This is a genomic window from Mycobacterium sp. VKM Ac-1816D, assembly GCF_000416385.1.
In the GTDB taxonomy this organism is placed as follows: Bacteria; Actinomycetota; Actinomycetes; order Mycobacteriales; family Mycobacteriaceae; genus Mycobacterium; species Mycobacterium neoaurum_A.
Genome location: NZ_AOHQ01000142.1, coordinates 98,716 through 112,468, shown reverse-complemented (window position 1 = coordinate 112,468; position 13,753 = coordinate 98,716). Strand labels below are relative to the sequence as shown.

The window sequence follows — 13,753 nt, the reverse complement described above, 5'->3', positions numbered from 1 at the left end:
CTCGGGTTCGGGGCGGCCACGGCATTACCGTGGCGTTCCAGCATGACCGTGAAACCGTACGCGCAACTGACGGTGCTCGCGGCCGCCGCGTTCGTCTACGTCACCGCCGAGATCCTGCCCGTCGGGGCGCTGCCTGCCATCGCGGCCGACCTCGACATCGCGCCGGCGACGGTGGGCACCCTGCTGGCCGGCTATGCGTTTATCGCCGCCGTGGCCACCCTGCCGCTGGTGCGCTGGACGGCGCGCTGGCCGCGGCGCCGGGCACTGTTGTTGACCCTGGTGTGTCTGACTGTCTCGCAAGCGCTTTCGGTGCTCGCGCCGAACTTCGAGGTGCTCTCGGTGGCGCGGGTGCTGTGCGCGCTCACCCACGGTCTGATGTGGTCGGTACTGGCCCCGATCGCCGTCCGGCTGGTTCCCCCCGGGCATGGCGGACGGGCGACCACGGCGGTGTACGCCGGCACCGCCCTGGCCCTGGTGGCGGGCAACCCGATGACGGCGCTTACATCACAGGCGTGGGGTTGGCGCGCCGCGGTCGCCGCGGTCATGGTGGCGGCCGCAGCGGTGACCCTGGCCGCGCGGCTGCTGTTACCGGTGCTGCCGGCCGGCGATATGGGCCCGGCCGGGCAGGTGGGCCGCCGCCGCAGGTGGCACCGTAATCGCGCGCTGGCCACCCTGTGCGGACTCACGCTGGTCGGTGTCAGCGCGCACTTCATGTCCTACACCTACATCGCCGTGATCATCGGTGAGGTCACGGGCACCGCCACCGCGCCGGTGCTCGCCGGGTTCGGGGTGGCCGGACTGGTCGCCATGGCGGTGTTCGCCCGCCCGCTGGACCAGTGGCCGCGACCGGTCCTGATGACGGCGCTGGCAGGGCTGGTCGCCGCGTTCGCGGGGCTGGCGGTCGTGGCCGGTGGCGACCCGCGGGCGGTGCTCGGCGTCGTCGGGATGCTGGCGTGGGGCGCCATGTCGACGGCGCTGCCGCCGATGCTGCAGTCCGCGGCGATCAACAGCGCACCCGAGGACCCCGACGGTGCGTCCGGGCTCTACGTGGCGACGTTCCAGGCCGGCATCGTCACCGGCGCCCTGGCCGGTGGCGCCCTGTTCGCAGCCGGTGGGTCATTGGCCGTGCTCAGCGCGTCGGCGGCCTTGACCGCGGTGGTATTGGTCGCTGTTGCCGCGCTGCCGTGGTTGCTCGCCCCTGTAACGGCAGGACTCACACCGGCGATAAACGTCCCAGGTCAGTGGTGCAGGTCGGACGGTGATGAGGGGTCCGTCCGGCCTCGCCAGGGTTAGCCGGTAGACGTGCTGTGCCAGACTGGTCTGCAGATATGCCAGTGGAGGTGACATATGTCGCAGCGGACGAGAACGAAACTCGCCAGCGCGATCTTGGCGGCCGCAACGGTCGTCGCAGCAGGTATCGGTAGCCCGTCGGCTCTGGCGGAGCCCGCTCCGCCCGTGCCGGCCCCGCCCGCATTCCCCAACCCGTTCGCGCCGCCGGCTCCGTCCGCGACACCGACGGCAGCCGATCCGTTCGCCCCGGTCGGTGGGCCCGGGGCGCAGCCGTTGCCCATCCCGCCGGGGACCCCGCCCGGACAGAATCCGAATCCGTTCCGCGGTCTGCCGCCGTTCGTGCCGCCGTCGTTCAACCCCGTCAACGGGTCGATCGCGGGCGCGGCCAAGCCGATCTACATCAACTTCCAGCGGCCCATCGCCAACCGGCAGATGGCCCAGGACGCGGTGCACATCACCTCGAACCCGCCGGTGCCCGGCCAGTTCTACTGGGTCACCGATACCCAGCTGCGGTGGCGCCCGCAGGACTTCTGGCCCACCGGCACCGTGGTCAACATCGACGCCGCCGGCACCAAGTCCAGCTTCACCGTGCCCGAGCAGCTGGTGGCGACCGTCGACGATGCGACCAAGACGATGACGGTGGTGCGCAACGGCGAGGTGGAGAAGGAGTTCCCGGTCTCGCTGGGCAAGTCCGGCCACGAGACCAAGAACGGCACCTACTACGTGCTGGAGAAGTTCGCCGATATCGTGATGGACTCCTCCACCTACGGAGTCCCGGTGGATTCCGCGGAGGGTTACAAGACCCACGTCAAAGATGCCGTGCGCATCGACAACAGCGGTATCTTCGTGCACGGCGCGCCGTGGTCGGTGGCCGACCAGGGCAATACGAATGTCAGCCACGGCTGCATCAACCTCGCCCCCGCCGACGCCAAGTGGTTCTACGACAACTTCGGTTCCGGTGATGCCGTCGTCATCAAGAACACCGACGGTGGTCTGTACAACCAGCCCGACGGGGCCTCGGACTGGCAGATGTTCTGACGATCCTGTTCACACAGAACGGCCCACTTTCCCAGGGAAAGTGGGCCGTTCTGCGTCACGGGGTCGCGGCGAGATCTACCAGGTTTCAGTCGCTTCGGGCAGAGGGCCACCAGGCTGAATCCAGGTAGCCCTGCGGGCACGATTTCCTACCTGAGTGCAGTCCTCGCAGGGCCGAGCCTGCTCGGGGTGCAAGCCTGGTAGGTCGCCTACCCGCGCCCCGTTACCAGATGCGAACGCGCCGGTCGGGTTCGAGGTACAGCTCGTCATCGGTGCCGACCTCGAACGCCTCGTAGAACGCGTCGATGTTGCGGATGACACCGTTGCAGCGGAACTCCGGCGGCGAATGCGGATCGGTGGCCAGGCGCCGGATGGCCTCGGCCTCACGAGATTTGGTGCGCCACACCTGAGCCCACCCGAACAGCACCCGCTGCACGCCGGTCATGCCGTCGATCACCGGGGCTTCCTTGCCGTCGAGGGACAGCTCGTAGGCCAGCAGGGCGATGGACAGCCCGCCGAGGTCGCCGATGTTCTCCCCGACGGTGAAGGCACCGTTGACGTGGTGGCCGGAATCCAGCCCCCGCGGGGTGAACTGCTCGTACTGATCGATCAACGCCGTTGTGCGCTGGCCGAATTCGGCGCGATCGGCATCGGTCCACCAGTCGACAAGGTTGCCGTCGCCGTCGTACTTGGCACCCTGATCGTCGAAGCCGTGCCCGATCTCGTGACCGATCACCGCCCCGATACCGCCATAGTTGGCGGCGTCATCGGCCTCGGCGTCGAAGAACGGCGGCTGCAGGATGGCGGCGGGAAAGACGATCTCGTTCATGCCGGGGTTGTAGTAGGCATTCACCGTCTGCGGGGTCATGAACCACTCGTCGCGGTCCACCGGGCCGCCGAGCTTGGCCAGGTCACGGTCATACTCGCACGCGTAGCCGCGCCGGTAGTTGCCGTACAGGTCACCCGCGTCGATCACCAGCGCCGAATAGTCCCGCCATTTCGCCGGGTAACCGATCTTGGGGGTGAACTTGTCCAGCTTCTCCAGTGCGCGGGTGCGGGTCTCCGGGGTCATCCACGGCAGGCTGGTGATGCTGACCCGGTACGCCTCGCGCAGGTTGGCCACCAGCTCATCCATCCGGGACTTGGCCTCCGGCGGGAAATGCCGAGCCACGTACAACTTGCCGACGGCATCGCCCATCAGGCTCTCGACCAGGCCGACGCCGCGCTTCCAGCGATCCCGGATGGCCTCGGTCCCTGACAACGTGCGCCCATAGAACGCGAAGTTCTCGGCCACCAGGTCATCGGTCAGCAGCGAGGCGCGCGCGCTGATGACCCGCCAGCTCAACCACTGCTTCCACACCTGCAGGTCTTCACCCGCCCACAGCGCGGCGAACGCCGTCAGGTAGTCGGGCTGGCGGACCACCACTTCTTCGGGGTTCGCGCCCAACGCAGCGACCCAGCCTGCCCAGTCGAATCCCGGCGCTTCGGAGGGCAACTCGGCGAAGGTGCGCAGGTTGTATGTCAGGTCGGCATCACGGCGCTTGACGACATCCCAGTGCGCCGCGGCCAGTTTGGTTTCCAACTCCACGATGCGGCGCGCCGTCTCGGCATGGTCACCCTCTCCGTGGACGAGGGTGAGCATGCGGGCGATGTGCTCGGGATAGGCGGACAGGATGGCGGCATGGGCGGGGTCGCGGTAGTACGACTCGTCGGGCAGGCCGAGCCCGGACTGGGAGATGTGCAGCAGATAGCGGGTGGAGTCCTTGGAGTCGGTGTCGACGTACACCCCGGCGCCGCCACCGACGCCGGTGCGCTGCAGGGCGCCCACCACCGCTGCCAGTGCGTCCCGGTCGGCTGCGGCGGTAATGGTGTCCAGCTCGGCGCGCAGCGGGGCCAGGCCGACCCGTGCGACGGTGGCCTCGTCCATGAACGACGCGTAGAGATCGCCGATGCGCTGGGCATCGGGTCCGTCGGCCGCCGAAGCGGAGGTGATGATGTCGCGTACCTGTTCCTCGGCGCGGTCGGCCAGGGTGCGGAAGGCACCGTCGGTGGCGCGGTCGGCGGGGATGTCGTAGTCGGTCAGCCAGCGTCCGTTGACGTGGCCGAACAGGTCGTCTTGGGGGCGCACATCGGCGTCGACGTATCGCAGATCGATGCCGGAGCGGAGTTCTGTAGACGTCACACTCTCATGGTGCCAGAGCTCACCGGTAGCCTCACGGCCATGCCCGATGAGCAAACCAGGGTGCTGTCCCGTTACGGCATCGCCGGCATCGTGTTCGGTGTGATCGCCCTGGCGGCCACGGCGCTCGGCGTCATGGTGTGGACCGGACACCGCGCCGACGTGGCCGAACGCACCCACCAGAGCGAGGTCCTGCAGGCGGCGGTGGACTGGACCGCGCTGTTGATCAACATGAACTCCGAGAACGCGCCGCAGAACCTGCAGCAGCTGCGGGACGGCACCGTCGGCCAGCTCAACGTCGATTTCGACGCCACCATGACACCGTTCGCCGATCTGGTCGGCAAGCTGAAGTCACAGACCGTCGGCCAGGTCGAGTCCGTCTCGATCGAGTCCATGCACCGGGTCCCCGATGGTGCCAAGGACACCGACGCGCCCCCTGCCGAGCTCGCCACGGTGGCATCACGCACCGACACGGTGCTGGTGGTCGCCACGTCGGTCAGCCAGAACGCCGGCGCCCAGCCGACCACGGTGCGCTGGAATCTGCGCCTGGGTGTCTCCGATATCGACGGCTCGCTGCTGATCTCGCGACTGGAGACCATCCGATGATCAACCGGCTACGGGTCGCGGGCGTCGACATCCTGGCGCCGGCGTTGGCGATCCTGGCGCTGGTGTTCATCGGCAGTGCGCTGGACTGGCCGCGCTGGTGGGTGGCGGTGTGCACGGCGCTGTGCCTGCTGATCCTGCAGGGCGTGGTGGTCAACGCGGTGCTGTTCCGCCGCGACGGCGTCACCGTGGGCACCGATGACGACGGGCCGCTGCTGCGGCTGGGGGTCGTGGCGACCGCCACCGTCCTCGCGGTCGCGGCCGTCTTCGTCGGCTACATCCGGTGGACTGTCCCCGACCGCGACCTCGGCCGGGACAGCGCCGAGGTCGTCGGCATCGCCAGCAGCGTCGCGGAGGCCTCGGCGACGTTCAGCCCGAGCAGCCCGAACACCGGCATCGACCGCGCCACCGCGTTGATGTCGCCGGAGCGGGCCGAGAGCTACCGCAACGAATTTCAGGCCGTGGCAAAGGATCTGACCAGCCGCAACGTATCCGGTCAGGCGCAGACGGTATCGGCAGGGGTGGAGGCGATCGGTCCGGCAGCGGCCAGCGTGGCCGTCGTCATGCGCGGCACCCAGAACACCCCGGGCAAACCGGCAGATATCGCGGTGCTGGCACTGCGCGTCACGCTCGCCAAGACCGATGGCACGTGGCTGGTGACCGATGTGACGCCGATCAACGCCCGCTGAGCTCAGCGTTCGGCGGAGGCCTGAGCGCGCTGGGCGCGGATCCTGGCGAACCGGTCGGAGAGCCTGCGCATCCGGATCATCAGGGTCGCCGGTGGGGAGCCGTTCTCCTCGAGCCATCCGGTGAGGTCCTCGCTGGGCACCCCGATCCGCGACGCGAATTCCGGAACGCCGAGACCGGACCGTTCCAGTAGCTCGTGGATGTGCCGAGCCACCTCGGAGCGCTCATTGGCCTCCAGATGCGCCCGCGCCTTGTCCAGCACCTCGGCGAGTGCCTTGGACACCCCGTACGGGTGCGCGGTGTCGAGGACCTCTTCGACCTGGCGCGCGGTGCGGCCGAACGGATCCCGCTTGATGGCCGCGGCGATGCGCTGCCATACCGCCAGGTCGTCATTGTCCAGTGCGGCGCGAATGGCCGAGGTGGGCCAGAATTCGACGGGCCGTCCGTCGGCCGCCGAGGACATGTCAGTGGGCTGCGCTGCCACCGTCACCTCGCCTCCTCCAGCTCTGTCCTGTCGAGCATCGCCACCGCGACCGACAGGCATCGTTGCCGAACCTGGTCCCAATCGGTCTCGGCCGGTGCCGGAGCGTCCGGGTCGTCCGAAGGCCGTGGGTCGGCAAGCCTGCGGACGAGCTGGGTGGCGACCCAGTGCGCCCGAGGGCGCTGTCCACAGTAATACCGGTCCATGCCGGTCAGGACGCGGGCCGCGGTGTCGGTCTCCATCGAGTCGACCAGCCGGGCGAACTCCGCAAAGTCGCGGCTGGTGTTGCGGCACATCAACAGATAGCTCTTCATCCGCAGTGTCTCGGCGCCGGTCGGGATGAGCAACCGGTCGCCGGTGGGCAGCTGCACGGTGGTCGCCTCGATCGGGCTGCGGCGCTGGACGGGCAGCTTCTCGGAGTCCGATGCGGTCTCCAGCGCGTCGAGCGCGACGTTGATCCGGCCGCGCCACATCGTCACCGGGTGCACGGGCCGGGTGATCGAACCGGTGGAGGTGATCGTGGGCAGCCGTCCGGACAGCCGGCGTTCCCCCGGGGCGGGTCCGCAGCCGGTGAAGGCCAGCGGATCGGGGACCACCACGGTCTGCGGGGCCAGACGCTTGAGCTTGGCGGCGGACTTGACCACCATGCGCAGATCGGCTCCGGGTGCGGCCAGGGCCGTCTCGGGCACCAGCACCAGGTCGCTGATGTCGACCTTGGGCAGCGGCTTCTCGAAGTCCACCGACGGCAGGATGCGGTCCAGCCAGCGCGGCAGCCACCAGTTCCATTCGTCGAACATCGCCATCAACGCGGGCACGAGGACCAACCGCACGATCGTGGCGTCGACCGCGATGGCCGTCGCACACGCGACACCGATCTGGGCCACCAGCGGCATACCTGCGAAGGCGAATCCGATGAACACCGCGATCATGATCAGCGCCGCGCTGGTGATGGTGCGCGCGCTGGTGGAGATGCCGTAGGCGACCGCGTCGCGGGTGTTGTTGGTGATCAGGAAGCGTTCCCGGATGCGGGTGAGCAGGAAGATCTCGTAGTCCATCGAGAGGCCGAACGTCATCGCCAGCACCAGCGGGGGCACCGTGCTGTCCAGCGATTCCAACGGGGCGAACCCGAGGTCCTCCAACCAGCCCCACTGGAAGACGACCACCAGGCTGCCGTAGGCGGCCGCGACCGACAGCACGGTCATCAGCACGCCCTTGAGCGCCAGGAACACCGACCTGATCGCGATCAGCAGCATCACGAAGGCGATGACGGCGACGAAGACGAACACCCACGGCTGGGCCATGGACACCTGGTCGTCGAAATCCTTGATCAGCGCGGTCGGCCCGCCGACGTCGATCTGCGCGTTGCCGATATCGAGCTTGGGCAGCTCGGTGCGCATCCAGTCGACCGCATCGCGGGCCCGGAAGTCCTCGGGGTCGACCGTGAGCACCGCCGACAGCAGCGCACTGTCGTTGTCCTTGCCGATGACCGGCGGTGTCACGGCCGCCACATCCGGTCCCTCGGCCATGGTGCGTCCCACGGTGGCCAGCGCGGCCTGCGCCGCCGGGCCGTCGGCCTGCCCGTCGGGGAAGGTGACCATGACCCGCACCGGGCCCAGGGCGCCGGGACCGAGCGCCTCGGCAGCGGCGTTCACCCCGCCGCGGATCTCGTGACTCGGGTCGAACTGGCGCAGCATGCTGTTGCCGAGGGTCATCCCGAAGGCGGGGGCCGCCATCACCAGCAGCATCACCGCGGCGAACGATGCCGACACCCACGGCCGGCGCATGACCGCACCGATCCAGCGAGTCCAGAAGCGTGACTGGGTGGTGTCCGGGCGCCGGGACCAGTGCAACAGTCTGGACCGTTTGGCCGCCGAGCGCCCGAAGGTCGCCAGCACGGCAGGGATCAGGGTGGTCGAGGTCAGCACCGCGACCGCCACCGCGAGGATGGCTCCGGTGGCCATCGATTCCAGGATCGGGGTGTTGATCAGATAGATGCCACTGACCGAGGCGATCACCGTCAGGCCCGACAGCACGACCGCCAGCCCCGAGGTCGCCATCGCCCCGTCGATGGCCTGCGCGGAATCGCGTCCGGCCCGCAACTCCTCCCGGTATCGCATCAGGATGAACAGCGAATAGTCCACCGCCACCGCGATCCCGAACATGGACACCGTCGAGGTGGCGAACACCGACATGGCCATCACATGGGACAGCAGAAACACCACGCCCATGGTGACCACCACGGTGCAGATGCCGAGCAGCAGCGGCATCGCGGCCGCGGCCAGCGACCCGAAGACCGCCAGCAGGATGATCAGGACGACCGGCGCGTTCCACTTCTCGGCCTGCGCGATGTCATGTTTGGTGGCCTGTTGTGCGGCGGCGCCGAGCGCGCCCTGGCCGATGACGTAGAGGCGGACCTTGCCGTTGTCGGACAGGCCCGCCTGCTCACCTTCGATGCCGACCTTGTCGCGCAATTGGTTGGCGATGTCGACCGCGCCGCTGTTGTTGAAGTCCACCTTCAACTGCACGACATAGGGCCGGTCGGGGGCGGGCGGCGGTTGCTGCGGGTTGGGGGCCTCGGTGACCGAGGGCACTTCCCCGGCGATCCGCCGCAGCTGCGCGACGGCCTCGTTCATATCCTCGAAGGACGCGTCGGCGCGCGGCACCGCCACCAGCGCCAGCGGTGAGGCGCCCTGGTCGGGGAACTGTTCTTCGAGCTGGTGCTGAAGGTCCAGCGATTGCGATCCCGCGACCTCGAACCCGCCGCCGGTGAGCCGGTCGGAGTGGTTGATGGCCAGGTATACGGAGGGCACGAGAAGCAGCACCCATACGACAAACACCGCCCAGCGATATCTGCGCAGGCTGCTGCTCAAGCGCATCATGAACTGCTGGATGGCGCCCCTGGCCTTTCTCCCCGGATGCTGGTAAGCGAGAGCGTACCGCAGCTTGCTGTGCGGCGAACGGTGCCCGATCCGGGTTGTGACCACCTCGCAACGTCCGCCCCTCGGCACCACCTGCGAGTTTGCTGTGCCGGTTGGCTCGGTGATCGGGCAGATGGCATGATGGCGGCTGGTCGTTCCGGGTCGGGGATACGTGCCTTGTCGAAAGTGGGAGTTCGCAAGCCATACCAGTGGTGTCCCACCCGAAGGAGATTTCCGATGAATCTGATTCCCAGTCGCTCCGCCGCGCTGCGTCGCGGCCTGTGGGCGACATTCGCTGGCTGCCTGGCCGCCGGTGGCGTGGCCGCGGTCATCTCGGCGCCGGGCGCCGGGGCGGAGACCGATCCGTGTGAGGCGAGCGAGATCGCCAAGACCATCGGTTCGGTGGCCACGTCGATGGGCAACTACCTCGACACCCACCCCGACACCAATCAGGCGTTGACCACGATCGCCGCGCAGCCCGCCGGGCCGCAGTCCCTCGCCGCCGCCAAGGCCTACTTCGACGCCAAGCCGGGTGCCGCCAAGGACATGCAGCGCCTTCAGGCACCCCTGGTGAGGTTGTCGACACAGTGCCAGCTGCCGATCTCGCTGCCTCAGGTACTCGGTCTGATGCAGGCCGTACAGCAGCCGGCCACCGGCCTGACCGGTGCCGGGTCGCCGACGGCCGGATCGTCCACAGCAGGATCGGCGGCTGCGGGATCACCCGCGGCCGGGGACACCGTCAGTCCCGTCGCCCAGGGCACCGGCGCCCTGCCCGGCCCGGTCCTCCGCGCAATCCCGTAGCGCACGCCATAATCCAGGGGTGCGCACCACGCTGGAACACTCCCCATCCGACAGCACCGGCCGCACGGTGCTGATGGTCGACGACGACCCGGATGTCCGGACCTCGGTCGCGCGCGGGCTGCGGCATTCCGGATTCGATGTGCGGGTGGCCTCCAACGGCCGCGAGGCGTTGCGCATGCTGGCCAGCGAGGCCCACGACGCGCTGGTGCTCGATGTGCAAATGCCCGAACTCGACGGCGTGGCGGTGGTGACGGCGCTGCGGGCGCTCGGCAACGAGATCCCGATCTGTGTGCTGTCGGCCCGCGATACCGTCAACGACCGGATCGCCGGTCTGGAGGCCGGTGCCGATGACTACCTGACCAAGCCGTTCGATCTCGGTGAGCTGGTGGCCCGCTTGCACGCCCTGCTGCGCCGCGCCAGTCACGCCGAACGCGAATCCGATGTGATGATCGTGGGCCCGCTGACCATCGACACCGCCCGCAGGCTGGTCTACGTCGACGGCGAGCGTGCCGATCTGACCAAGCGTGAATTCGATCTGCTCGCGGTGCTGGCCGAGAACGCGGGGGTGGTGCTGTCCCGGCAGCGGCTGCTCGAGCTGGTGTGGGGATACGACTTCGACGTCGACACCAATGTCGCCGATGTGTTCGTCTCCTACCTGCGGCGCAAGCTGGAGCGCGAGGATCGCCCCCGGGTCATCCACACGGTCCGCGGGATCGGTTACGTGCTGCGGGAGGAGGCGTAGTCCGTGGCTCGGCTGTCACTGCGCACTCGGGTCGCCATCGCCTCCGCCGTCGCGGCGGCCGCCGTCGTCGCCGGCTTCACGGTGCTGACATCGTTGGTACTGGCCAACAACGATGCCGCACAACTGGATCGTCGTCTCGATTCGATCGTCGAGGCCAGCATGTTCCCCGAACAGCTGTCCGACCCAAGACGCGGGGTGCTGACCACGGGCCGGTCGCGCTCCACCGGCCAGGTGGTCTTTCAGCGCGGCTTTCAGCTGCCCGCCCTGGCACCGGGCACCGAGACCGTGGAGGTCAACGGTGTCGAGTACCGGGTGCGGACCATCCCGATGGACCAGCAGGGTGGCGGCATCCTGCTGTCGCTGGGTATTCGTGCCGACAGTATTCTGCTGAGCCCCACGAGAATTCCGGTGTATCTCGCGGTCGGAGTGCTCACCGTGCTGGTGGCCGGCGGGTTCGGCTGGCTGCTGGCGGGCCCCGCGGTGCGCCCGCTGCGCAGGCTGACCGAGCAGACGAAATCGTTGGGCAGCGGCGGCGTGCCGAATGTGAAGGGTGCCCGCGAGGCCGAGGAACTCTCCGACGCGATGGCAGGCATGCTGAGCAGGCTGGCCGCCGCGCAGCAGGCCACCACCCGATCCCTGCAGGCCGCACAGGATTTCGCGGCCAATGCCGCACACGAACTGCGCACACCGTTGACGGCCATGCGTGCGGATCTGGATACGCTGCGCATCCACGACCTGCCCGCCGAGGAGCGTGACGAGGTGGTCGCCGACCTGCTGCGCGCCCAGCGCCGGGTGGAGGCCACCATCACCGCACTCGGACAGCTGGCCTCGGGGCAGCTCGCGCAAGCCGAGGACCGTGAGCTGATCGACGTGACCGACATGCTCGACCGGGTGGTGCGGGAGAACGCGCGAGTGCACCCCACCGTCGACATCACGGTGGCCGATGACGACCACGTCACGGTGTGGGGCTGGTCTGGCGGGCTGCGGCTGGCGGTCGACAATCTGGTGCGCAACGCGGCGACCCACGGTGGAGCCAGTCGGATCACACTGACCTGCAACCGGTTACCCGATCGCTTACAGATCGTCGTCGACGACGACGGCTGCGGCCTGCCCGCCGAGGAGCGCACGGCGGTGCTCGGCCGGTTCTCGCGCGGCAGTACCGCCGCGCCCGGCGGTTCGGGGCTCGGGCTCGCGCTGGTCACCCAGCAGGCCGCCCTGCACGGTGGGCGCCTCGAACTCGACGACAGCCCGCTGGGCGGCCTGCGCGCCACCCTGACCATCTCCGAACGCGCACCCGACCAGATCACCTAGCCGGCCTGACCATGAGTCGCGTCAGCGGCCGCGGCGGGGTCGAAGTGACACGCTCCGCTCGCGGTGAAGGGTTCGGCGAGCTGGGAAAAGTAACCTGTCGGATAGTGCGGTTTGGCCGCCATGCCGAGATCGTCCGTCGTGAATCGGCGTTGGGGATCAAAGGAATAGGTGCGGTAGAGGTGATCCCACAGCAGTGTGAACAACCCGAAGTTGACGTCGCCGACACCGGCCCACTTCAGGTGGTGGAACCGATGGCCTTCATTGAGCGCCAGTACCGAGCGCAGCGGGCCGACCCGGTAGTCGACGTTGGCGTGCTGGAGCAGCAATTGCACGGCGACGCACACCGCAAGCGCCGATGCCACCTGCACCGGCACCCCCATGACGATCAGCGGCAGGACACCGCCCAGCATTTCCACGGCCTGATGCAACGGGTGCTTCATCAGGCCGTTGAGACCGTAGAACCGACGAACACTGTGATGAACGGCATGTAGTCGCCACAACCAGCCGATCTTGTGGCTTGCGAGGTGAATCGTGGTGATACCGAAATCCGCCACCAACACTGCGATGAGCAACTGTGCAACGAATGGCAAAGTCCCGGGCCACAAGTGATGCAACGGTGTGACCGCAGCCAGCAGGGGAATGGCCGCGACACTTACCAGGATGAACGATTCGTTGACGAATGCGTGGGCGGTGTCGCGCCCCGCGTCATCGAGCCCGTCGTTCCACTCTCGGCGGTAGGGCACGATGCGCTCCGCGGCAAACGAGCAGCCGACCGCCACCACGATGAGGCCCACCAACCACAACTCGGAAGAATTCCGGGCGGCCAGGAACGCCGCCGCACCGTTGATGCCGATGAGCATGAACGGCACATAGCCGTATCGAATCACTGAAGCGAACATGCAGACCACCGTCGCGCACGCCATCTGTCCGCCGCTTGTACAGATTTGCCGTCTTTCACCTGCGGTCCGGTCGAATCAGCCCCACACCAGGTGTCTGCTCGCGAGGCTGGGTGACAAGCCGAACATTTCATGGCAGACACGGTTGGCGTGCGCGCTGTCGGTGAAGCCGGCGGTGTGGGCCGCGTCGGTCAGCGAAACGCCCTGTTGCAGGGCTTCGATAGCCAGTCGCAACCTCCTCCACCGGATGTAGGCGGGAAACGACTGTCCCACTTGCTCGTTGAACAAGCGGCTCAGGCGGCTGGGCGACAGGCCGACGGAGTTGGCGACCTCCACCAGCGTCACGGGCTCGGGCAGCAGTTCGGTGACGCGTTCGACAGCGAGGCGCACACTGGGGTGCCACAGCCGATGACCCGGCCGATGATCCGCACCGCGGACGTCGGCCAGCATTTCCAGGATTGACGCCGGATCACCCGTCGTGAGATCCATCGACCTCACGAACTCGTGCCCTGCCGCGACCCACCGCGTCACATCCGAACTACCGCTGACGAGTTCGGCGATTCCCGAACCCAGCGCAGACCCGGGGTCGAGGAAAACAAGCGCTCCTCGGACGCGTCGATGCCCGACACGAATGGAGTGTTCACAGCTCGAAGGAATGATCGCCGCCTGCGCAACCGCGCAGTGCCCGCCGCCGTCGGTCAACTCGAAAGAACCCGACAACGCACTCACGATCTGTGTCGCGGCATGGTGGTGACCGTCCGCATCGGACAACGCTCCGACGTAGCACAGGGCGCCATCCGCCACGGCGAG

Annotated in this window: 12 protein-coding genes; 7 read left to right on the top strand and 5 right to left on the bottom strand. The window is 68.1% G+C overall.

The features are described 5' to 3' along the window. Positions 1-42 precede the first annotated feature (42 nt). Positions 43-1,293 carry an MFS transporter gene (locus tag G154_RS21510; RefSeq protein ID WP_081650075.1) on the top strand — a complete coding sequence of 417 codons (1,251 nt, stop codon included), beginning with the start codon at positions 43-45 and terminating at the stop codon, positions 1,291-1,293. Between the two features lie 54 nt (positions 1,294-1,347). After that, positions 1,348-2,328: a L,D-transpeptidase family protein gene (locus tag G154_RS21505; protein ID WP_023985059.1), complete on the top strand. Its 981-nt coding sequence runs from the start codon at positions 1,348-1,350 to the stop codon at positions 2,326-2,328. A 220-nt stretch (positions 2,329-2,548) separates the two neighbouring features. Here the strand turns inward: G154_RS21505 and G154_RS21500 are convergent, their stop codons facing one another. Beyond that, entirely contained in the window at positions 2,549-4,507 is a 1,959-nt protein-coding gene (locus tag G154_RS21500) for a M13 family metallopeptidase (protein ID WP_023985058.1), read from the bottom strand. A gap of 39 nt (positions 4,508-4,546) precedes the next feature. On the opposite strand from G154_RS21500, the gene G154_RS21495 reads away from it, so the two are divergent. Both G154_RS21495 and G154_RS21490 read left to right on the top strand, forming a co-directional pair. Then, positions 4,547-5,110, top strand: coding sequence for a hypothetical protein (locus G154_RS21495; protein ID WP_031601241.1), 564 nt, complete (start codon positions 4,547-4,549; stop codon positions 5,108-5,110). Then, positions 5,107-5,796 (top strand): hypothetical protein, encoded by a 690-nt coding sequence (locus G154_RS21490; RefSeq protein WP_019514228.1) that lies wholly within the window; start codon positions 5,107-5,109, stop codon positions 5,794-5,796. The genes G154_RS21495 and G154_RS21490 overlap by 4 nt, the downstream gene beginning before the upstream one ends. Before the next feature lie 2 nt (positions 5,797-5,798). On the opposite strand, the gene G154_RS21485 is transcribed toward G154_RS21490, so the two are convergent. Then, on the bottom strand, positions 5,799-6,257 hold the full coding sequence (locus G154_RS21485; protein ID WP_019514229.1) for a hypothetical protein: 459 nt from the start codon (positions 6,255-6,257) through the stop codon (positions 5,799-5,801). Between the two features lie 23 nt (positions 6,258-6,280). Beyond that, on the bottom strand, positions 6,281-9,154 hold the full coding sequence (locus G154_RS21480; protein ID WP_023985056.1) for an MMPL family transporter: 2,874 nt from the start codon (positions 9,152-9,154) through the stop codon (positions 6,281-6,283). Positions 9,155-9,430: 276 nt separating this feature from the next. Here G154_RS21480 and G154_RS21475 point away from each other — a divergent pair, with 276 nt between their 5' ends. The 3 genes from G154_RS21475 (at position 9,431) to G154_RS21465 (ending at position 12,047) form a co-directional block, all read left to right on the top strand. Next, positions 9,431-9,994, top strand: coding sequence for a hemophore (locus G154_RS21475; protein WP_019514231.1), 564 nt, complete (start codon positions 9,431-9,433; stop codon positions 9,992-9,994). Positions 9,995-10,067: 73 nt separating this feature from the next. Beyond that, the gene (locus G154_RS21470) at positions 10,068-10,736 is read left to right on the top strand and encodes a response regulator transcription factor (protein WP_167666324.1); all 669 of its coding nucleotides are present in this window, start codon (positions 10,068-10,070) and stop codon (positions 10,734-10,736) included. 3 nt (positions 10,737-10,739) lie between these two features. Further along, positions 10,740-12,047, top strand: coding sequence for a HAMP domain-containing sensor histidine kinase (locus G154_RS21465; RefSeq protein WP_019514233.1), 1,308 nt, complete (start codon positions 10,740-10,742; stop codon positions 12,045-12,047). On the opposite strand, the gene G154_RS21460 is transcribed toward G154_RS21465, so the two are convergent. Both G154_RS21460 and G154_RS27195 read right to left on the bottom strand, forming a co-directional pair. Continuing rightward, positions 12,044-12,946, bottom strand: a complete 903-nt coding sequence (locus G154_RS21460) for a sterol desaturase family protein (protein WP_023985053.1) — start codon at positions 12,944-12,946, stop codon at positions 12,044-12,046. The genes G154_RS21465 and G154_RS21460 overlap by 4 nt on opposite strands. A 75-nt stretch (positions 12,947-13,021) precedes the next feature. Next, positions 13,022-13,432: a helix-turn-helix transcriptional regulator gene (locus tag G154_RS27195; protein ID WP_234713106.1), complete on the bottom strand. Its 411-nt coding sequence runs from the start codon at positions 13,430-13,432 to the stop codon at positions 13,022-13,024. Between the last annotated feature and the right edge of the window lie 321 nt (positions 13,433-13,753).